The sequence below is a fragment of the Amycolatopsis sp. NPDC114484 genome (assembly GCF_055633755.1).
Window position 1 is genome coordinate 297,472 of the sequence record NZ_JBVKDQ010000003.1, and the last position, 19,759, is coordinate 317,230.

17 protein-coding genes are annotated in these 19,759 nt (G+C 70.4%); 9 read left to right on the forward strand and 8 right to left on the reverse strand.

All coding sequences use genetic code 11. The annotated features are described in order from the left end of the window. Positions 1-16: 16 nt before the first annotated feature. The 5 genes from ACZ7SW_RS10845 to ACZ7SW_RS10865 form a co-directional block, all read right to left on the reverse strand. A complete protein-coding gene (locus tag ACZ7SW_RS10845; protein WP_470230202.1) occupies positions 17-991 on the reverse strand; it encodes a hypothetical protein in 975 nt (324 codons plus the stop codon). Further along, entirely contained in the window at positions 988-2,268 is a 1,281-nt protein-coding gene (locus ACZ7SW_RS10850; RefSeq protein WP_470230203.1) for a hypothetical protein, read from the reverse strand. Before ACZ7SW_RS10850 ends, ACZ7SW_RS10845 begins: the two co-directional genes overlap by 4 nt. After that, entirely contained in the window at positions 2,265-6,002 is a 3,738-nt protein-coding gene (locus ACZ7SW_RS10855) for a protein kinase domain-containing protein (protein ID WP_470230204.1), read from the reverse strand. Before ACZ7SW_RS10855 ends, ACZ7SW_RS10850 begins: the two co-directional genes overlap by 4 nt. 60 nt (positions 6,003-6,062) lie before the next feature. Next, positions 6,063-7,418, reverse strand: a complete 1,356-nt coding sequence (locus tag ACZ7SW_RS10860) for a serine hydrolase domain-containing protein (protein ID WP_470230205.1) — start codon at positions 7,416-7,418, stop codon at positions 6,063-6,065. 87 nt (positions 7,419-7,505) lie between these two features. Continuing rightward, on the reverse strand, positions 7,506-8,693 hold the full coding sequence (locus ACZ7SW_RS10865) for an amidohydrolase (RefSeq protein ID WP_470230206.1): 1,188 nt from the start codon (positions 8,691-8,693) through the stop codon (positions 7,506-7,508). Positions 8,694-8,845: 152 nt separating this feature from the next. On the opposite strand from ACZ7SW_RS10865, the gene ACZ7SW_RS10870 reads away from it, so the two are divergent. Both ACZ7SW_RS10870 and ACZ7SW_RS10875 read left to right on the forward strand, forming a co-directional pair. After that, positions 8,846-9,715 (forward strand): oxidoreductase, encoded by an 870-nt coding sequence (locus ACZ7SW_RS10870; protein WP_470230207.1) that lies wholly within the window; start codon positions 8,846-8,848, stop codon positions 9,713-9,715. Between the two features lie 208 nt (positions 9,716-9,923). Continuing rightward, complete coding sequence (locus ACZ7SW_RS10875) at positions 9,924-10,475, forward strand: HAD family acid phosphatase (protein ID WP_470230208.1); 552 nt, start codon at positions 9,924-9,926, stop codon at positions 10,473-10,475. Between the two features lie 48 nt (positions 10,476-10,523). Here ACZ7SW_RS10875 and ACZ7SW_RS10880 read toward each other — a convergent pair whose 3' ends face one another. Next, positions 10,524-11,258: an SDR family oxidoreductase gene (locus ACZ7SW_RS10880; protein ID WP_470230209.1), complete on the reverse strand. Its 735-nt coding sequence runs from the start codon at positions 11,256-11,258 to the stop codon at positions 10,524-10,526. A gap of 133 nt (positions 11,259-11,391) precedes the next feature. On the opposite strand from ACZ7SW_RS10880, the gene ACZ7SW_RS10885 reads away from it, so the two are divergent. The 5 genes from ACZ7SW_RS10885 to ACZ7SW_RS10905 all read left to right on the forward strand — a co-directional run bounded on the left by ACZ7SW_RS10885 (position 11,392) and on the right by ACZ7SW_RS10905 (position 14,549). Beyond that, positions 11,392-12,258, forward strand: a complete 867-nt coding sequence (locus ACZ7SW_RS10885; protein ID WP_470230210.1) for an RNA polymerase sigma-70 factor — start codon at positions 11,392-11,394, stop codon at positions 12,256-12,258. A gap of 20 nt (positions 12,259-12,278) precedes the next feature. Continuing rightward, positions 12,279-12,641, forward strand: a complete 363-nt coding sequence (locus ACZ7SW_RS10890) for a DUF5313 family protein (RefSeq protein ID WP_470230211.1) — start codon at positions 12,279-12,281, stop codon at positions 12,639-12,641. A gap of 41 nt (positions 12,642-12,682) precedes the next feature. Continuing rightward, on the forward strand, positions 12,683-13,039 hold the full coding sequence (locus ACZ7SW_RS10895; RefSeq protein ID WP_470230212.1) for a metalloregulator ArsR/SmtB family transcription factor: 357 nt from the start codon (positions 12,683-12,685) through the stop codon (positions 13,037-13,039). Further along, positions 13,036-13,539, forward strand: coding sequence for an SRPBCC family protein (locus tag ACZ7SW_RS10900; protein ID WP_470230213.1), 504 nt, complete (start codon positions 13,036-13,038; stop codon positions 13,537-13,539). The genes ACZ7SW_RS10895 and ACZ7SW_RS10900 overlap by 4 nt, the downstream gene beginning before the upstream one ends. 212 nt (positions 13,540-13,751) lie before the next feature. Beyond that, complete coding sequence (locus tag ACZ7SW_RS10905; RefSeq protein ID WP_470230214.1) at positions 13,752-14,549, forward strand: sigma-70 family RNA polymerase sigma factor; 798 nt, start codon at positions 13,752-13,754, stop codon at positions 14,547-14,549. A 77-nt stretch (positions 14,550-14,626) separates the two neighbouring features. Here the strand turns inward: ACZ7SW_RS10905 and ACZ7SW_RS10910 are convergent, their stop codons facing one another. Next, positions 14,627-15,388: a TetR/AcrR family transcriptional regulator gene (locus ACZ7SW_RS10910; RefSeq protein WP_470230215.1), complete on the reverse strand. Its 762-nt coding sequence runs from the start codon at positions 15,386-15,388 to the stop codon at positions 14,627-14,629. 52 nt (positions 15,389-15,440) lie between these two features. On the opposite strand from ACZ7SW_RS10910, the gene ACZ7SW_RS10915 reads away from it, so the two are divergent. Both ACZ7SW_RS10915 and ACZ7SW_RS10920 read left to right on the forward strand, forming a co-directional pair. Next, positions 15,441-16,871, forward strand: coding sequence for an MFS transporter (locus ACZ7SW_RS10915; RefSeq protein WP_470230216.1), 1,431 nt, complete (start codon positions 15,441-15,443; stop codon positions 16,869-16,871). A gap of 8 nt (positions 16,872-16,879) precedes the next feature. Beyond that, positions 16,880-17,653, forward strand: a complete 774-nt coding sequence (locus tag ACZ7SW_RS10920; RefSeq protein ID WP_470230217.1) for an SDR family NAD(P)-dependent oxidoreductase — start codon at positions 16,880-16,882, stop codon at positions 17,651-17,653. 101 nt (positions 17,654-17,754) lie between these two features. Here the strand turns inward: ACZ7SW_RS10920 and ACZ7SW_RS10925 are convergent, their stop codons facing one another. Beyond that, on the reverse strand, positions 17,755-19,074 hold the full coding sequence (locus ACZ7SW_RS10925; protein ID WP_470230218.1) for an IniB N-terminal domain-containing protein: 1,320 nt from the start codon (positions 19,072-19,074) through the stop codon (positions 17,755-17,757). Positions 19,075-19,759: the final 685 nt, after the last annotated feature.

Sequence of the window (19,759 nt, forward strand, 5' to 3'; positions counted from 1 at the left end):
GACTGCCGAGCCCCGTTCAGCGGGCCAGTTCCGCCAGCGACAGCAGCAGATGCGCCGACTCCGGGTACCAGATGTCCGAATGCGCCCCGGCTGGATTCCACCACCGCCCGCGCCGGAACCGCCAGCCCGACTCGACATTGACGATCCTTCGGTCCATTTCGGACCGTGAATACTCCGCGTCCACCTTGTGCAGCACGGTGTTCGCGATCTCGTCGTCCGGTGTTTTCACGCCGACGTTCCCGATCCCCCGCACGCCCTCCGCCAGCCGGTGCCACAAACCGGTGGCCCGGTCGAAGCGGGAACGGGTCGCCACGATCGGCCCGTTGATCGGGGCGTCGCGCAGCACCGGGGCGAAGCGGCCGGTGAAGATATCCGGCCGGGCGGCCATCTGAAACGCCAGCAAGGTGTCCACAGTGTAGGGATAACGCGGGTCGGCGCGATCCCAGCCGAGGACCGGCGGACCGTCCCCGGCCGCGGCCTGCACCGCTTCCACCACGAACCGGCCGCCGAAGGAATGGCCGACGCAATGCAGGTACTGGCCGGTGACGGTCCGCAAACTCGGCGCGCTGCCCGGCAGTTGGCGTTCCGCGTTCAGATACCCGAGCAGCTGGCCGAGCGCCGCCGCGGCCCGGCCGTCGGTGGTCATCTTGTGTGCCCGGTCGCGGATCCGCCGGTACCCGGTCAGGAACGGATTGCTCATCGACGGCCAGCGCACCATGACGTAAAACCCTTGCCAGGCACCGAGTCCTTCGTAAGACCCCGCCGCATACCGCTCTTCCAGCAGCCCGAAGAACTGCCGGGCCCGCCGGTCCGCGGTTTCCCGGTTGTTCTGCCAGCCGTGCACGAACACGACGATGTCGGTCGCCGTCGACGGAACTTCCAGCCACCGGACCAGAAACCGCGGCGTCGCCTCGACGGGCACCGGCTTTCCGGTTTCCGGGTCCACGAAATCGCCGTGCTCGTCGAGGTCCAGGATCACCGGTTCGGTCACGGTCGCCCTTCCTGCCACAGATGCACGTCGATCCCGCGGTACAGCGAAAACATCAGCCCGAGCGGATTGTGGTGGTCGTCGGCGAACGCACGGGCCAGCGAACGCACGATGTCGCCCAGTTTCGCGCCCGAATCGATGAATTCGGTGAACAACCGCTGCGAGTACTCGCGCGCGAACGCGGGCGGCAGGTCGATCTGCGGGCCGATCAAGCAGCGTCCGCCGTTGCCCAGCAAGGCTTTGCCGAAAGCCGAGTAGAACGCCGACGTCACCTGTCCGCCCTGACATGCCCCGACGTACACGAACGGCCGCGTCGGCAGCGGCGCTTCCGCCAGCCACGCGATCAGGTCGGTCCCGTAGATCCGTTCGCCGTCACCGAGCTTCAGGTACGGCTGCTCGACCAGGCCGCCAGAACCGCTCACCTTGCCGTGGCAGCCGAAATACGTGACGTGGTCGGCGAAATCGCGGCTTCGGAAGTGCGCGGCCAGCGTTTTCTTGTCCGGCCGCAGCACCACTTCCGCCCGGCCGTGGAAGAAATCGACTACTGGCGCGATGTAGGGCGTGTCCGGGAATTGGCGGTCCACCCCGTGGTCGACATTAAGCCCGACGACCGGTTTGCCGCCGTCCACGGTGATCCGCGCGTCGAAGTCGTCGACCCGCGAGAACGTGTGCTCCACGACGTGCCGGTAGCCCCAAAACCCGGCGAGCGGCCAGTTTTCGTCGTCCGGGTACTCGTCCGGCCGCCGCGGCGAGGTGTAGAGCATGCCCCACGGCACGATCAGGCTGTCCGATTCGATGCTGAGCACGTTCTCGCCCTCGGCGAGCGCCAGTTCCAGCAGCGAGCGGATCCGCTGCAGTCCCCGGTCCGGACCGGCGAACAGCAGCCGGTACATCAGGTAGCCGGCGTCGGCGAGCGCGAAACCGGCGTGGCGCAACAGTTCCGGCCGCTCCGAAAGGTCCCAGCCGTCGGCGAACGGATGCCGGCGCGGCCCGCGCTCGGTCCGCTCGGCGAGGTCCACGATGTGCCGTTGCCACGTTTCGCGGAGGATGTCGATCCGGGAGTTCAGCTCGCCGAGGCTGTGCGCGATCCGGCCCTGGTACCCGCCGCCGCCGTCCTCGGGGAACGCGCTTCCCCAGGCCTGCACGAGAAGCCCTGGCACGCCAGGGAATTCGAGGAACCGCAGGTTGACCGTCCGCGCCCGGTTGTACGGCGGCACCGCGACGCGGCTCAGCCCGGCGGTGTTGTCGACGGTCACCTCGGCACTCAGCTGACGGGTCAAGACGGCACCTCCACCGGCAGCGCGGCCGCGATTTCCAGGAGCAGCTGGGCGTCGTGCTCGCGGTAGATCCGGAACACCAGCCGCAGCGGCCCCGGCGCGACCGGCACGACGTCGAACTCCGCCGGATCGCGCAGCTGGTCGCCGGTGATCCAGCCGACCCGCGACATCGGCTCGGCCACCCCGGGCGCGGCGTCGAGCAGCACCCGGACCCGCACCACGCCCGCCGGAACGGCCGCGGGTTCCTTGCGCCGCACCGAAACCGCGACCCGTACCGCCTTCCCGACCACGACCGGATCGTCGGACCGGCATTCGACGGACGCCGCCAGCAACCCCGGAACCGGCTGCGGGGCGTCGTCCGGCGGTCTCTCGCCGATCGCCCGCACTCCCGCCCAGACGACGCGCTGGGAGTCGAACGGATCCGGCCCGGGATCCAGCTGATCGGGCCGCACGGGATAACCGACCCTGCCGGTACGCCGGGTACCGGGCCGCGGATCGACCCGGCGGGAATCCACCCGGCGGGAGTCCACGCGCCGGGAGTCCACGCGCCGGGAGTCGGCCCGGCGCGAATCCACCCGAGCGCTGAGCACCGCACCCGAAGCAGCCGTCTCGTGCCGCACTGAATCCAGCACCTCGACGTCGTAGTCCTCCTCGGCGGGCACCGCCGGATCAGCGGCGACCGGCTCCCGGGTCCGGTCCGGGACCGAAATCCGCTCCGAAAGAAAGTCCTCCCCAGCCAGCGGCCCGCGAAAACTCACGAGCCCGCTCTCCGCGTCCACGATGTCCACCAGCAACCGCAGCCGGCCCAGCACGGCCTCGTTCCCCTGCCCGGTCGCCAACGCCACCGCCAAGCCCAGAGCCTCCAGCGCGGCATCCAGATTTCTGTCGCGGTAAGCGAAAACCGCGGCGTCGACCGCCTCCGCGAGTCCCCGATGCCCGATCGGCGAGCGGGCCAGCTCGGCCGCAGCGTCGGTCAGCCGCACGTAGACGGTCTCCGCTTCCGAACGCGCGGCTCCCTGCTGCGCCCACACCGCGATCAAGTGAGTCTCCTGCTCGTGTTCCCTTCCCGACGGCACAAGCAGGCTCAACACGTAAGTCCGGGTTTCCCCCGGCGCCCATTCCCCGATGTCGAGCACCGATTCAGCGCCGCGCGGCAACGGCAGCGGCAGATCCCGTTCCCTCGGGGTCAGCTGGCTGATGCGGTACAGCACGCAACCCGGTGCCTCTCGCACGAACAGCCGCCTCGAACCGCCCTCGGCGCCAGCCGTGACGGCGATTGCCACGGTAGTGCGGGAAGTGTTCGGCGACAGGTACTCGCGGTGGTGCCCCACGACTTTCGGTTGCGCGGCCGAGACCGGACCCGGCAGCTCGGCACCGCGCACCCGGCTCGCGTGCTCCCGCAGCATCGACCACGCCCGATTCGCCTGCTCCCAGTAGATCTGCGCGAGGTCGTGCTTCACCTGGTGCAGATCAGGAAACCGGCTGGCTGCCCCAGGACGTTCCGCCGCCAGCCTCAGCAGCGTTTCCCCGGCCACTGCGGTCAGCCGGTCCTGCTCGTCCTCGTCCAGGTCGAGTTCGCCGAGCCGGGACCAGGCGGCGGCGGCTTCGTCCACGCTGGGCAGTTCCGAGCCGACCGCGGCGAGCGCCCGCACCGCCCCCGCCCGGGCAGCGGCACCGGATTCCCGCCCGGTCGCGGGCACCTCGTCCAAAACCGCGGCCGCGCCCACCCGATCGCCGTGCGCGAGCCTGGTCCGGGCGAGCCCGAAGGCCGCCGCCGCCACGTCCCGGTCGCGCACCCACACCGCTTTGTAGTACTGCGCCGCGTTCCAGGTCAGGCCGCGCAGTTCCGCGCAGAAACCCAACGCCAGCAACGGTGCCAGCTCGCCCGGCATCAACCACGCGCATTCCCGGAACTGGGTTTCCGCCTCATCGGTTCTTCCGCTCTCCAGCGCCAGGACAGCACTGCGCCAAACCCACGAGAGTTCTTCGCCAGCGGAGGGAAGCACGGACGGCAAGGCCGCCGCCACGTCGCGGTGCTGCGGCATTTCGTCCGCCCGCAGCGGGGGTTCGGCCGCCCAAGCGCTCCACTCCGGCACGCCGAGCCCGGCCGCGGCGAGTCCACGAGGTCCGCCGAACTCCCGGGATTCAGCCGGATGCGGCACCCGGGTGCGCTGGCTGAGCAATTGACGCAGCACCCCGCGAAGCTGGTCGGCCATGTCCTCGGCGGTGGCGAACCGCTCGGCGTGGGCCGCGGTCGCCCGGTCGATGAGGCTCCCCAGCATTTCCCGGCCAAGACCGCCCCCGGACCCGGAACAGGCACGGAGCAACTCCGCCAGGGTGCGGCCGACCGAATAGAGGTCCGAGCGGACGCTGAGACCTTCCCGGTCCAGCTCGGACGGCGGCGGCTGATAGCCCGGGGTGCCGACGATCGCGTTGTCCCGATCGTCCTTACGCCGCACCGAGCCGAGGTCGACGAGCGTGATCCGATCACCGTCCTGCAGCACGTTGTCCGGTTTCAGATCGACGTACAGCAACCCTCGCTGGTGCAGATACCCGACCGCCTCCAGCAGTTGCAGCCCATACGCGGCGACGTGTTCCGGACGCAGCCGCTTCGCGCGCTGGAGCACCGTCCGCAGCGAAATCCCGCGCACGTATTCCATCACCAGGTATCCGATGGGCCTGCCGGTGTCCGGGTCCGGGTCTTCGACGTGGGCGAGGGTGCGGACGACGTTCGGATGGTGCAGGCCCAGCAGTTGCGGGACGACGGCGGATTGCGCGGCGGCCAGCGCGCCGTCGCGGTCCCGTTCGCCGATCAAGCCTTTGAGCACCACGAACCGGCCGTCTTCGACCTCGTCGCGGGCGAGGTAGATCCAGCTGAACCCGCCGTGCGCGATGCAGCCGATGACCGCGTAGCGACCGGCGACGACTGTGCCCGGCTCCAGCGTCGGCAGGAAGTTGAACGGCGTGCCGCAACGCACGCAGTAGCCGCGCGTCCGGCCGGGATTGCCGCGGCCCACCGGATTGCGGCATTCCGCGCAAAACCGGTGCCGTTCCGGCAGTGCCGCGTCGGACAGGACTGCGTCGAACGGATCCGGCGGAGTCGCTTTCGGCAGCGGGACCCGCAGGTCCCCGGTGTCCGGCAGCGGCAGGCTGCCGGTGCGGACGAGGAGTTCGTCGAGGCGGTCCTCGATCACCGAATCGTCGGTCACCCATTCGCGCAGCTGCGGGAAGTACGCCAGCACGGTGTCCGCCGGGACCAGCCGCACCCCGTGGTCGACCACCACGATGCCGAGCAGCCGCCCGGTGGCGCTGTCGAACGCGGGACAGCCGGACAGGTCCGGGTCGACGCGGCCCTCCAGCAGCGTGAGCGGCACCCGTTCGCCGTCCGGGACCCCGGTGGTGGCGCGCACCCAGATGCCGTAGCCGAGGCGGAGCGGAAGGCTGTGGATCCGGACTTCCCGCCCGGATTCGACCTTGCGCCGGAGCGTGGCGCCGCCGCGCACCGGAGTGTCCAGTTCGAGCAGCGCCAGGTCGCCGCGCTCGCCCGCGAGCGGCGGGACCAGCCCGGCGAGCGCCGCGAGCCCCGCCGATTCGACCCGGAAAGCGGTTTCGCCGCGCGCCGCCCGGGAGCAGGTCAGGACATAGCGGCCGCCGATCAGCACGCCCGCGCCGAGGAGGCGGCCGTCGGCAGCGCGGATCCGCGTCTGCCCCGTATTCCACCCCAGATCAGCGGCCACGAGGTAAAACCTTACCCGGGGACGGCGGCCGGATCGTTCAGTTCGGGCAAAGCCGTCCGGTCACTCGGCGCGCCGGGTAGCCCTCCCCGAATGGACGTATCGCGCACGGCCGGAGCCGTCGTCGCCGAGGAAGACCAGGGGCAGATGGATCCCGCCTTGCGCCTCGCGAAGGATCAGCGTGTCGCCTTCGAGAAGGACCAGTTCGGATTTGCTGGCAGCGCTCAATTCCGCGGCTGTCCCTTTAGGACATTGCTCCAGCCAGACCCGGCCGTCGTCGTCCTGGGAGACCACGAGATCGGCGACCGCGCTGGCGTAGGTGCCGAGATACCGGTCCGCGGCGAACGCTTCCGGCTCGGACGGCGGACGCGGCGGCAGCGACACCTCGACGCCCCCGAATTCCTTGAGCAGTGCGGGAACCAGGTCCTCGTAAAGCCTCATCGCGTCGCCGCCGTTGGTCAGCAACGCCACCACGAGGTCGCTTTCGGGCACCAGCCGAAGGAACGCCGCCTGGCCGATGGTGTTGCCGTCGTGGCCGTAGACCTGCCCGCCCGGGGTGTCGAACAGCTCCCAGCCGAGCCCCCACGCGTCGCCCATGATGCCGAGCGGCGGGAGGCTGACCTGCCGCTGCAGCATCGCCGCGGCGCTCTTCGCGCTCAACACTTCGGCACCGCCCGCGAGGTGCATGCGGGCGAAGGCGAGCAGATCCGCCGCGGACATCGCGAGCGACGACCCGGCGGGGCCGTTGGACCGCAGCATCGACCAGAACGGCGCGGGCACGAGGTCGGCGCCGGGTTCGGGTTCGAGGTGCCCGATCGCGGCGCGGAAGCGGATCGCGTCGAGCGCGTTCGGGGAGAACTCCTGGAGTTTGAGCGGGGCGGCGAGGTATTCGCGCAGGCAGTCCTCGTAATGCTTGCCGCGCAAGACTTCCACCAGCCGCCCGAGGACGACGTAGCCAGCGTTGTTGTAGGAGAACAGCTCTCCGGGCGGGAAGAGCTGGGCGACGCCGTCGAGGGTCGCGACGAACTTCTCCACCGCGTCGTCGCCGGGGCCGGTCTCGGTGAAGAGGTCGCCCTCGAACCCGGCGGTGTGGCTGAGCAACTGGCGCACGGTGATGGCCGCGTCGCCCAGTTTGAGTTCGGGGAGGTAGCGCCGGATAGGAGCGTCGAGGACGACCAGGCCCTCGTCCACGAGCTGCAGGACGAGGGTGGCCGTCCAGACCTTGGTGATCGAGCCGATTTGGAATACCGAATCAACCGTGGCGGGGACGCCGGTGCCGAGGTTCAGCACCCCGGCGGCCGCGGTGGCCGTCTCCTCGCCGACCGCCACCGCGATGACCGCGGCGGGGACCCGGTGGTGTTCCAGCAGCGCGGGAAGGTCCTGCTCCAGCCGCCTGCGGAGAGCGTCGAGCTTGTCCATCCCGGGAAGCTATCGTCCGGCCGGGGCGAAAAGTTCGTCGCGGAACACGGAAAAATCCGCGGCGGGCTGGCGCACCGGACGAACTCCTCAGACGAGCACCTCGCCGTCCCGCACCACCACCCGGCCACCCGCGACCACCAACGACCGCACCGGCACCCGCATCAACGCATCCGGCACATTCTCCGCCGCCACCAACACCACATCCGCCCGACAACCCGGCACCAGATCATGCCGCCCACGAGCCACAAACGACCCCGCCCGCCGCGTCGCCAGCTCCACCGCCGCCACCAGATCCTCGTCCTTCCGCAACCCGTGCAACCGGGCGAAGCCGAGCGCGATCCGCAGGACGTCGCCGTCGCCGTACGGGGACCACAGGTCGCGGATTCCGTCCGTGCCGAGGCCGACCGGGACCTCGCGCGCGGACAACTCGGTCCACGGCAGCGGGGCCGTCCGCACCGGGGCGACGGTCGCCAGCGAGATGCTCGCCTCGGCGATCCGGTCGAGCAACGCCGCCTGCCGCGCCGGGGGAACCTCGCCGAGCGCGAAGCCGTGCGAAACGGTGACCTTGCCCTGCAATCCGGTGCGCACGGTCCGGTCGGCGATCAGCTCGTACTGGAACGCGCCCAGCTCGCCGCCGTCGTGCAGGTGGATGTCGAGGCCGACACCGCGCCGCTCGGCGATCTCGAACAGTCCGTCGAGCTGGCCGACCGGGTCGCGGTCGATGCCCGCCGGGTCGAGGCCGCCGATCCAGCCGGCACCCGCCGCCGCGGCCTCGTCGAGCAGTTTGAGCACGCCGGGCCGGCGCAGTACGCCGTCCTGCGGGAAGGCCACGATCTCGACCTCCACCGCGCCGCCCAGCCGCCGCGCGGCCTCCCGCACGATTTCGATGCCGCGCAGGCCGAGCCCCAGGTCGACGTCCACGTGGCTGCGCGCCGCGGTGGTGCCGTGCCGCAGGAATTCGCGCAGCACCGTCTCGGCGACCTCGACACTCGGGATCCCCAGCTTGTCCCGCTCGGCCTGCTCGTGCGCGATGCGGCCTTCGGTGCTCGCGACGCCGCCGTAGGACACCCACGGCTTGCCCCACCAGCTCTTGTCGACGTGCGCGTGCGAGTTGACGAAGCCGGGCAGCGCGAGCAGGCCCGCGCCGTCGAGCTGTTCGCCCTCGACCGGGGCCGAACCCGCGGGCCGGACGTCGGAGACGCGGTCGCCGTCGAGGACGAGGTCGGCCAGGTCGCCGCCCCACGGGCGCACGCCGGTCACAGTGAGAGAAGCCATAATAATGGTATACCAAATTATCGGGAGCCTGTCCCGCGAGCCTGGCCCTGACACTCCCAGGACCGAGGGGTACTGGCCGCGCCGCGCCGCCGGCAGCACCATGGACGGCAGCCGCGACGGCACCCGGCGCGGCGAGAAGGAAAGGCGGAACATTGACCGACAACCTCCCCGGCGGGACGTTCACGTTGGCTGGGCGCACCGTCGCCCGCCTGGGATACGGCGCGATGCAGCTGGCCGGCCCCGGCGTCTTCGGGCCGCCGAACGACCGCGACGAGGCGCTCGCCGTCCTGCGCACGGCCGTCGAACTGGGCGTGAACCACATCGACACCGCTGACTTCTACGGGCCGTACGTGACGAACGAACTGCTCCGCGAAGCGCTCGCGCCGTACGACGGACTGCAGATCGTCACCAAGGTCGGCGCGGTGCGCGACGACTCCGGCGGCTGGATCCACGAGCGTTCTCCCGAGCAGTTGCGCGAACAGGTGGAGTCGAACCTGCGGAACCTCGGCGTCGAGGCGCTCGACGTGGTGAACCTGCGCGTCGGCGGCGGAGCGGACGGCCACTCGCCGGTGCCGGGCTCGCTGGCCGAACCGTTCGGCGCGCTCGCCGAAATGCGCCAGGAAGGCAAGATCAAGGAGCTCGGCGTGAGCGTGGTCGACGCCGAGCAGGTGGCCGAGGCGCAGTCGATCGCGCCGGTGGTCACCGTGCAGAACTGGTACAACGTCGCGCACCGCGGGGACGAGAAGCTGATCGAATCCCTTGCCGCCCAAGGGATTTCCTACGTCCCGTTCTGGCCGCTCGGCGGGTTCAGCCCGCTGCAGTCCTCGACCCTCGACGACGTCGCCGCCCGGCTCGGCGCCAGCCCGAAGGCGGTCGCGCTGGCCTGGCTGCTGCACCAGTCGCCGAACATCCTGCTGATCCCCGGCACGTCGTCGGTCGCGCATCTGCGGGAGAACATCGCCGCGGGCGACCTGGAACTGCCCGCGGACGCCTTGGCCGAATTGGACACTATCGCCGGATAACGGCGATTCGGGGTGATGATTGTCAACCCGCGTCGACAATCATCACCCCGAATCGCGGCGGAAAACACGCCCGCGGGTTCCGGTGAACAACCGGAGAATTCCCCTCCGACAGCGCGAAGTTCACCGACGAACGACGGTGCAGCGGAAGTCCCGGCGCGATTAACGTGATCGACGGCAGTTTCCGCCACGCTAAGGAGAAAACGCGCCGATGAACGTCAAGAGCGCCTGCGCCGCGATTCTCGCCGCCGCCGGGCTGATCGCCGCCCCGGCCACCGCTTCGGCCGCGGTGTCCGAGCTGCCCAGCTACGAACAATGGCAGGCCGACGTCCGCGAAGCCGTCGACCCGGCCATTCCGTGGCTGACCGACCGGGTCGCCCAGGGCGGGTCCCGGCTGGCGATCGTGCTGGACATCGACAACACCTCGCTCGAAACCGAATACCACCCCGGCGAGCCGAACCGGCCGGTGCTCGCGGTCGCCCAATGGGCGGGCCAGCACCATGTGTCCGTCCTGTTCGTGACGGCGCGGACCAGTTCTTCCTCCGCGCGCAAGCAACTGAGCGGCGCGGGCTACCCGATCGACGCGATCTGCACCCGCGAATCCGGCGAGGGCACCGCGGAAGGCAAGCAGCGCTGCCGCGCCGACCTGACTCAGCAGGGCTACACGATCACCGCGAACATCGGCAACCGGTCCACCGACCTCGAAGGCGGGGACTACGAAAAGGGCTTCAAACTGCCGGACTACGACGGCCAGCTTTCGTAACTCGCGAGCGGCTGTCCCGGTTCTCACCGGGACAGCCGCGCACGAGCTTCACCGGCTCAGCCACTCCGCCAGCCCGACCTTCCCGCGCCACGACCCCTCCGCCGGAACCAGGCTGTCCTTGCCCAGCACCGTCCCGAAGTACTTCGCGGCCGGATCGGTCACCACCTCGCGCGGGTCCTTCCGCGCGGTCAGCACCCGGCGGATCCACTCGTCCATCGGCAGCACCTCGGGACCGCCGATCTCGACGATCCCGCCGACCGCCGGTTCGCCCGCCGCCCGCGCGACCGCCACCGCGACGTCCTCCGCCGCGATCGGCTGCGTGCCGCCGTCGGAAAGCCGGACCACGCCGTCGACCGTCGAGGAGTCCGCGATCGCGACCGCGAACTCCAGGAACTGCGTCGCCCGCACGATCGTGTAAGCCAGGCCGCTTTCCTCGATCAGCTTCTCCTGCGCGGCCTTCGCCCGCAGGTAACCGGAATCCGGCAGCTCGTCGGCGCCAACGACGGACAGCGCGACGAAATGCCCGACCCCGGCTTCGCGCGCGGCCCGCACCAGATTCCCGGTCGAGCGCTGGAAGAACTCCAGGACGTCGTCGTCGGCGAACGACGGGGAGTTCGACACGTCCACCAGCACGTCAGCGCCCTGCAGGACGCCGGACAGCCCTTCGCCGGTCAGGGTGTTCGCGCCGGTGCTCGGCGCGGCCGCCACGACTTCGTGCCCTTCGAGCAGTCGCACGACCTGCGAACCGATCCGCCCGGTCCCGCCGATGACGACGATCTTCATGCTCGTTCCCTCCGTTCCGCCACAGCGGTCGCCGTGCGCGTCTCCAGTCAGGACCGGACAGCGCGCCGATTTGTGACACCCCTGCCCGCTAAGCTCGCGAATACCCGCCGGAGGAGAAAGGACCGCGCCGCAGATGGAGGAAATCGCCGAGGCCGCCTCGGTGTTCGCGCAGGTCCGGCCGCGGCTGTTCGGGATCGCCTACCGGATGCTCGGCAGCGTCGCCGACGCCGAAGACCTCCTGCAGGACGTCTGGCTGCGCTGGCAGACCTGCGACCGCTCGGCCGTCCGCAACCCCGGCGCGTTCCTCGCCACCACTACGACCCGGCTGGCCATCACCGCGAGCCAGACCGCCCGCGTCCGGCACGAAACCTACGTCGGCCCGTGGCTGCCCGAGCCGATCGACGCCTCCGCCGACCCGCAGCTCGGCGCCGAGCGCTCCGCCGCGCTCGAGGTCGCGGTCCTGTTCCTGCTGGAGAAGCTGCCGGCGACGGAACGGGCGGCTTATGTGCTGCGCGAGGCGTTCGACTATCCGTACCAGCAGATCGCCGACATCGTGCAGACCACCGAGGTGAGCGCGCGCCAGCTGGTCAGCCGGGCGCGCAAGCACCTCGCCGCGGAACGCCGGACGCCCGCCGAGCCGTCGGAACAGCGGCGGCTGCTCACCGCGTTCGTGGACGCCGCGCGCACCGGCGACCTCGCGACGCTGGAGAAACTGCTCGCCGAGGACGTCGTCAGCTACTCCGATGGCGGCGGCGCGGTCCGCGCGACGCGGATCCCGGTGGTCGGCGCGGTCACGGTGGCGAAGTACGTCCGCGCGTTCGCCGGCCGGTTCTGGCCCGGCACCGAAGTGGGCTGGAGCGACGCCAACGGCCAGCCCGCGGCGGTGGTGCGCCACGGCGGAGCCGTGCTCGCGGTGCTGACCGTCTCCGCGTCGGCCGAGGGCATCGACCGGCTGTTCTGGCTGATGAACCCGGTCAAACTCGGGGCGTATACCGCCTGAGCACGGGGTACCCGGCGGGCATGAAGCGTCCCGGCCCGGTGCGCTGGCTGCACTACGTCTACGGCGGGGTACTCCCCGACGAGTACCGCGAGTGGGTGCTGCACGACGCGACCGCGAAAACCTGGGTGCTGCGCTTCGCGTTCCGGATCTTCATCGAGGCGCTGCCCTGGCTGATCGCGGGCTATGTCGTGCTCACGCTGGTCACGCCGATGCCCGCTGGGATGATCGTCGCCGCGCTGCTGATCAGCCTGCTGCTGAGCCTGTTCCTCACCGTCACCAGCGCCGACGAGCTCGCCGAAGTGCGGCTTACCAAGCATGGTTTCCCGCCCGGCGCGGGGAAAGAGGTCCGCAAACGCCGCGGCGGCGCGTCGACCTGGCCGTGACGTGCTTGCCGAACGCGTAACCGCTGGGTTACGCTTCCGCCGTGGATCTGGTCGCCAACGCGATCGCCGACCCGGTGCGGCGGGACATCCTGGCACTCCTGCAGCGCCAGCGACTGCCCGCTGGCGAGATCGCCGCGCGCTTCGCCATCAGCCGGCCCGCGGTGTCGCGTCATCTGCGCGTGCTGCGGGAAAGCGGACTGGTGCGCGACGAACTCGTAGGCAGGCAACGGTTTTACGCGCTCGACCCCCAAGGATTCGCCGAACTCACCGCCTGGCTCACGCAGCTCGTCGCGCCGCCGGCTTGGCAGCAGCGGCTCGACGCGCTGGAGACCGAGGTCCACCGCACCCGTCGCGAACGTCGCCGGGACACCGCTTCCGGAGAGGAAAACACCGCATGAAACCCGTGCCCACCGCCAGAGCGCACCGTCTCGCCGACAGCATCGACCTGGTCCTGCCGCGCACTTTCCGCGCGCCGATCGACGACGTGTGGGCGGCGATCACCGAGCCGGAACGCACCGCGCGCTGGTTCGGTCCCTGGGAGGGCGACGGGACACCCGGTCGGATGATCAGGGTGCGGATGCTGTTCGAGGAGGAGCAGCCCTGGATGGACCTCCGCGTCGACGCCTGCGAACCGCCGCGCCGCCTGGCTGTGTCGTCGACCGACGAATCCGGGGCCTGGCGGATGGATCTGCGGCTCGAGTCCCAAGGCGCGGCAACGGAACTCCAGCTGGTGCACCACCTGGACTCGGCGGACAAGATCCCGGAAGCGGGCCCCGGCTGGGAGTACTACCTCGACATGTTCGCCGCCGCCTTCGACGGCACGCCGAAGCCGGACTTCGCCGATTACCACCCGGCGATGACGCCCTATTTCACCGAATTGGCCGGAAAGTTTTCCTGACCGGGCGTCAATAGTCCACTTCGGACAGTCGGCGGCCGAGCTAAATGTCCTTGAGCGGCCAAGACTTCCCCGGATGGCTGACGTCGGCGGCCGGAGCCGAATCGCGCGGCCGACTGCCCGATCCCCGCCGCCATATGGAGTACACTGCTGTACCAGTTACTTTCAGTAGTCCCGCGTGACGAGGTGTGGGCCGGTCCGGTGGGAGGTGCACGGTGGACGCGACGCTGGGCAGCACTCTGGTCACCGACGCGCGAGAGGACGAGCGCACCGACGCCGAACTCCTCGCCGCCGTACGCGCCGGGGATTGCCAGGCCGGCGGGGAATTGTTCCGGCGGCACGTCACGTTGATGCGCCGCGTCGCCGCCGGTTTGGTGCGCCAGCAGGCCGAACGCGACGACCTGGTCGCCGAGGCCTTCGCGCGAGTGCTCAGCACGGTCGCGGCGGGCGGCGGCCCGGAATCGAACGCGCCCGCGTATCTCGTCGCCACAATGCGAAATCTGTTCGCCCGGTGGAGCCGCCACGAAAATCGTATCGATCTCTACGCGACCGTTCCGGAACCCGTAACTCTCGATGGCGGCGCTGACGAACTCGCGGTCATGCGCTCGGAAGACCGGCTGGTGTGGTCGGCCTACCGGACCCTGCCCGGCCGCTGGCGGACAGTGCTGTGGCGGATGTCCGCCGAGGGCGACACCCCGGCGGAACTCGCGCCGGTGCTCGGCGTTTCGCCCAACGGTGTCGCCGTGCTCGCCCGTCGCGCCCGCGAAGGACTGCGGCAGGCGTACCTGCAAGTCCAGGTGCCGGACGCGAAATTGCCGCAGTGCCAGGAAGTCCGCCGCCGGATGGGCGCGTGGCTGCGCGGCACACTGCCCGCCCGCCGGGCCGGAGTCCTCGCCGGGCACCTCGCCGTGTGCGAACCGTGCCACGCGGTCGCCGCCGAACTGGCCGAGGTCAACCGGGAATTGCCCCGGATGACGGGTTGCTGCGATCCGGCGATTCCAGAGCCTCGCTAACCAGATTCCGCACGCTCAGGCGTCCGGGCTTCCGCGATCCGGCAACTCCGCGGCCCCGCCAGCCAGATTCCGCGCGCTCAGGCGTCCGGGCTTCCGCGATCCGGCAATTCCCCAGCCCCGCCAGCCAGATTCCGCGTGATCAGGTTGACCGTGAAGACAAACCGGTCATGCCCGGCGCCGGACGTCAGCTCCGTCGCGTATTGCCGGGTGCGCGGGAACTTCTCCTCCGGCAGCGCGGTGAACCGTTCGATCAGTTCCTCCTGGCTGAGCACCCACTCGCCGCCGCGCTGCTGCCGTTGCCGGACAAGTGACCGCTCCCAGGCGTACGCGGTGACGTAGAGCGTGAGCGAATCCCGCGCCCACGCGGCGGTCTGCGGTTCGATGCCGCCGGCCAGCAGGATCGCCAGGATCCCTTCGCCGACCCGCAGCGTTTCCAGATGCGTCGGGACCATCGCGAGCGCGGCGCGCGACACCCCGGGGTATTTCAGGTACAGGTCGCGGATCTGGCCGTAGACGTCCAGGATCTGCTGCCGCCACGTCGCCGGGTCCGGTTCGGGCAGTTCGATCTGCGCGCAGAGCCTGCCGATGAGCAGATCGTCGAGATCCTCTTTGTTGACGATGTGCGCGTACAGCGACGACGGTCCGGTGCCGAGCACCGCGGTGACCCGGCGGACGGTCAGCGCGTCGTAGCCCTCGGTGGCGACGACCTGCAGCGCGGCGTCGGTGATCCGGTCGACCGTGATCGGTTCTTTCCGCGGTTTCCGCGCGGTGACCTCGGCGGTTTCGGCGCCGGCGGACGCGTGCCGGGCGGCGCGGCGCTCTCGGGGGGCAGCGGGCATGTCCGCCACTATAGCTTGACACGAACTTTGTTCGTCACCTAGAACTTAGTTCGTGACTACTGAACTTAGTTCGTCTCCCCGCGTCGAGCCGCTTCCGCTGGTCCAGGCGTGGCTGGTGCTGGTCGTCGTGGTGATCGCCGACCTGATGGACCTCATCGACACCAGCGTCGCCGCCCTCGCCGGCCCCTCGATCCGCGCCGACCTCGGCGGCGGGGCGGTGACCCTGCAGTGGGTCCTGTCGGCCTACACCGCCGCGTTCGCGCTCGGCCTCGTGACGTCCGGCCGGCTCGGCGACCTGCTCGGCCGCCGCAGGCTGTTCCTGCTCGGCATGACCGGCTTCACCCTCGCGTCGCTGGCCTGCGGGCTCGCGCCCAGCCCCGGGTTCCTGATCGGATCCCGCGTGTTCCAGGGCCTGTTCGGCGCGGCGATGATCCCGCAAGGCATCGCGCTGGTGAAGGTCGTCTTCCCGCCCGATCAGCTGCGCAAAGCCCTGATGCCGTTCGGCCCGATCATGGGCCTGGCCACCGTCGCCGGGCCCATCCTCGCCGGGTGGCTGCTGCACCTGAACCTGTTCGGCAGCGAATGGCGCTCGATTTTCCTGATCAACGTCCCGTTCGGCATCCTCGCCGGACTGCTCGGCCTGCGCGTGCTGCCGCGGCACAGCGGCGAGGACCGCGGCGCCCGCCTCGACCTGCGCGGCGTCGGCCTGCTCACCGCCGCGTCAGCGCTGCTCATCGTGCCGCTCATCCAAGGCCGCGAACTCGGCTGGCCGGTGTGGACGTACGTGCTGATGGCCGCCGGTGTCGTCGCCTTCGCCTTGTTCGCGAGATCCGAACGCCGCAGCAGTCACCCGGTCATCGCGCCGTCGCTGTTTTCCAAGCGCGGCTTCGTGTTCGGCCTGCTGATCACCGGCGGGTTCTACGCCTCGCTCAGCGGATTCGTGCTCGTCGTGAACCTGCTGCTGCAGTCCGGTCTCGGCTGGGCTCCGTTGCAGTCCGGGTTCGCCCTGCTCCCCTGGGCCGCGGGCACGGCCGTCGCGACCCTGTTGTCCGGCGCGGTACTCGCCGCGAAACTCGGCCGCACGTCGCTCCACTTAGGACTCGCTATCGCGGTCGCCGGACTGCTCGTCCTGTGGTGGTCGATCGCGCACTGGGGCGCGGCCATCACCCTCTGGCAGCTCGCCCCCGCGCTGTTCATCACCGGCGCCGGTTCCGGATTGCTGTTCATTCCGCTTTTCGATTTCATCCTCGGCGACGCGACGCCCGAAGAAGTCGGCAGCGGTTCCGGAATACTCAACGCCGCCCAGCAATTCGCCGGAGCCATCGGTGTCGCCGCGCTCGGCACCGTGTTCTTCGCCCGTGTCGGACCGGCCGCCACGCCGTCCTGGATCCCCGCCGCCGAACTGGTTTTCGGCATCTGCGCCGGCCTGTACCTCGTGGCGCTGGCCCTCGTGGGATTCCTTCCGAAACATTCCGCCCACTGACTCGTGAAATGAGTATCGCAGTGCCGAAAACCGCCCTGATCACCGGAACCAGCCGCGCCGTCGGACTCGGCTTCGCCATCGCCCGGCTGCTGTCCGAACAGGACTATCACGTAATACTGACCGCTCGCGATTTGCCCCGAGCCGAATCCCTTGCCGCGCGGCTCCCGAACGCCACCGCGTTGCGGCTCGACCTCACCGATCTGGCCACCATGACCGCCGCGGCCGACTACCTGGCCGAATCCTTCGGCCACCTCGACGTGCTGGTCAACAATGCCAGCGACACCGTCGATTTCGCCGCGCTGTCCGCGCTCGACGCCGACGTGGCCGCCGTCCAGTCCGCATTGGACATCGACGTGCTCGGCCCGTGGCAGCTGACGCAGTTGCTGCTGCCGCTGCTGAAAGCCGCACCGGCGGCCCGGATCGTCAATGTTTCCAGCGTTTCCGCACTGCAGATCTCGACCGGGCTCGACCTCGGCGCGAGCCTGCGCGCCCCGGCGCATTCCTTCGCCAAGCACGCGCTGAACACCCTGACCGGCGTGCTCGCCTCGGCGCTGCGGGACACCCCGATCCTCGTCAACGCCGTCGATCCGGGAGAAACCGCCACACATCCCGAACGCGGCGACGAGGACGCCGCCCGCCCCGCACTCGAAAGCGCCCGCGGCGTGGTGTGGGCCGCGACGCTTCCGCCAGACGGCCCGACCGGCGACCTCTTCCGCGATGGCCAGCCGTTGCTGTCCTTGCTGCCCGGTGCCGGGAAACCCTTGGCACACCAGGGCCGGTGACCCAGGTGCGACCCCGTCCTTGCTCCCCCGGCACAAAAAACCGCGGGCCCGGACCATGACCGGTCCGGGCCCGCGGCGGGAAAACCCTTGCTACGCCAGGATCAGTGCCCCAGGTGCAGGTTGTCCAGGTGCAGGCTGCTCGCGTGCGACTCGAGGCCGCCCGCGACGTCGTGCAGGTGGTTCTGCACCTCGTTGAGCGGCGCGGCGTGCGAAACGTCCGGCAGTTCGCCGGTCGTCGCGTGCTGGGTGCCGGTCTCGACGGCGTCCTGGACGGTGCTCGTGACGTGCTGCGCAGCCGCGTTGACGGCCGGCGCGTGCGCGGTCGCACCCTCGATGGCGTGGGTCAGCGAACCCGCGTTCGGGGCGGCCGGGACCGACGGCAGCTCCGGAGCGTGCGGCAGCTCGCCGACGCCCGGGACCGACGGGGCCTGCGGCAGCGCGCCGACACCCGGGACCTGCGGCAGCGCACCGACGCCCGGCACGTGCGGCAGCTCGCCCGCGCCCGGCACCGCCGGAAGCGCCGGGAGGCCCGGAACGGCCGGAAGCGCGCCGGCGGCGTGGTCCAGCGTGCCGGACAGGTCGCCGGCCGAGGTCAGGTCACCGGTGGCGTGGGTCAGGTCGGCGCGGAGGTTGTCGCCGTGGACGCCCACCGGGGTCGAGCCGATCGCCTCGTTGACGGTGCCCAGCAGGTGCGAGCCGCCCTGGCGGACGTCCTCGACGATGCCGCTGACCGGGCCGCCGAGGCCGGGGATCTTCGCGGTCTCGGAGACGACGGCCTTCCACGTCAGCGCGTCGCCGAGGTGGTTGGTGGTCGCGTCCACCGCGGAGCCGACGAGCTTGCCGTCGAAGACGTGGTCGCCCACCGCGTTCACGGTGTTCTCGGTGTCGATCGCGGCGGCGTCGACGATCGGGCCGACCAGCGGCAGCGGGTGGGTCGCGTCGGCGACGTGGTCCAGCACGCCGGAGACCGCGGCCAGGGTGCCGTGGGTGACGGTGTTCAGGCCGGTCGCGTCGGCGACGTTGCTGACGCCCTCGAAGACCGGGCTCAGGTTCGGCAGGCCGCCGAGGAGACCGCCGAGGCCGTCGCCGGCCTCGTGCGCCACCGGCTCGGCGGCGGCGTTGGCCTTGTCGAAGGCGCCGGCCAGGTCAGCCGACGGGACGCTCGGGGCGGCGGGCACGCCCGGCACGGCCGGGAGGCTCGGAGCGGCCGGGACGCCCGGCACCGCGGGAACGGCCGGAGCGGCGGGCAGCGGGGCGCTGTCCATGACCAGCGGCATGATGTCCTGCACGTCCGACGGGTTCAGCTCGCCGAGACCGGCGCCGTTCAGCACCCCTTGCGGGTCGGCTTTGTAGTCCGCCAGCGACTGCGGGTCGTTCAGCAGGTTCAGCGCGAATTCGTGCAGCGTCTGCACCGGGCCCATAGTTTGTATTCTCCTGTGGTGACAACGGATCGGGGTGGGGTTGTCCGAGAAACGGACGGGCCGGCCCCAGAGCCGGCTCCTTTTCCGAAGATAGGACTCCGCCGAGTGGCCGCCATCGGGGGGTCACCCGGGTTAGCCGGGGCACCCACTAGGGACTTTATCGATCCCCCGATTAGGGGCATTAGGGGATTCGGCGCGTCTGCACTGGTCACAGCCCTGCCGGCGGAGCACCCCGCCGAGCGCCGCCCACCCCACCGATCGGGGGACGGACGCGGGTCGCCGGGAAAGGTTCGCCAGGACCACCCGTTGGTGTGACACCTACACGGCTTTTCGGGCCGCGCCGGGCGCTGCGGGAAGGCCGAAACGGCGGGGAGATCGGGTTCGCCCGTCTCCCCGTCGTTTCTGGCACTGCGCGGAGGATGAACGCGGAATGCGCGTTGAATGGGGTTTTGGGGAGTTGATCTAGCGCCGGTCAGTGGATTTGTGCGCGGAATCCGCCGCTGAGGTGGGGCAAAGTGCTCGCCGGTGGCTGAAGCGGACGGTTCGCCTGGAAACCGGCACAGTTGCCGAGCCGAGGCAACCGGAGCTGCTGCGGCACGCAGCCTGCCCCGCAGCGGGTCCCCGTCGCGCAGTCACGACCCGCACCCAGTCCGGCGGCCGAACAGACGCTGGTGCCGCTCCGGCA

What these genes read in the sequence shown, in the direction of transcription:
- ACZ7SW_RS10890 (WP_470230211.1), top strand. Translation starts at nt 12,279, where the DNA reads ATGAAGCGTCCCGGCCCGGTGCGCTGGCTGCACTACGTCTACGGCGGG.
- ACZ7SW_RS10865 (WP_470230206.1), bottom strand. Translation starts at nt 8,693, where the DNA reads ATGGCTTCTCTCACTGTGACCGGCGTGCGCCCGTGGGGCGGCGACCTG.
- ACZ7SW_RS10900 (WP_470230213.1), top strand. Translation starts at nt 13,036, where the DNA reads ATGAAACCCGTGCCCACCGCCAGAGCGCACCGTCTCGCCGACAGCATC.
- ACZ7SW_RS10925 (WP_470230218.1), bottom strand. Translation starts at nt 19,074, where the DNA reads ATGGGCCCGGTGCAGACGCTGCACGAATTCGCGCTGAACCTGCTGAAC.
- ACZ7SW_RS10910 (WP_470230215.1), bottom strand. Translation starts at nt 15,388, where the DNA reads ATGCCCGCTGCCCCCCGAGAGCGCCGCGCCGCCCGGCACGCGTCCGCC.
- ACZ7SW_RS10880 (WP_470230209.1), bottom strand. Translation starts at nt 11,258, where the DNA reads ATGAAGATCGTCGTCATCGGCGGGACCGGGCGGATCGGTTCGCAGGTC.
- ACZ7SW_RS10920 (WP_470230217.1), top strand. Translation starts at nt 16,880, where the DNA reads ATGAGTATCGCAGTGCCGAAAACCGCCCTGATCACCGGAACCAGCCGC.
- ACZ7SW_RS10860 (WP_470230205.1), bottom strand. Translation starts at nt 7,418, where the DNA reads ATGGACAAGCTCGACGCTCTCCGCAGGCGGCTGGAGCAGGACCTTCCC.
- ACZ7SW_RS10885 (WP_470230210.1), top strand. Translation starts at nt 11,392, where the DNA reads ATGGAGGAAATCGCCGAGGCCGCCTCGGTGTTCGCGCAGGTCCGGCCG.
- ACZ7SW_RS10875 (WP_470230208.1), top strand. Translation starts at nt 9,924, where the DNA reads ATGAACGTCAAGAGCGCCTGCGCCGCGATTCTCGCCGCCGCCGGGCTG.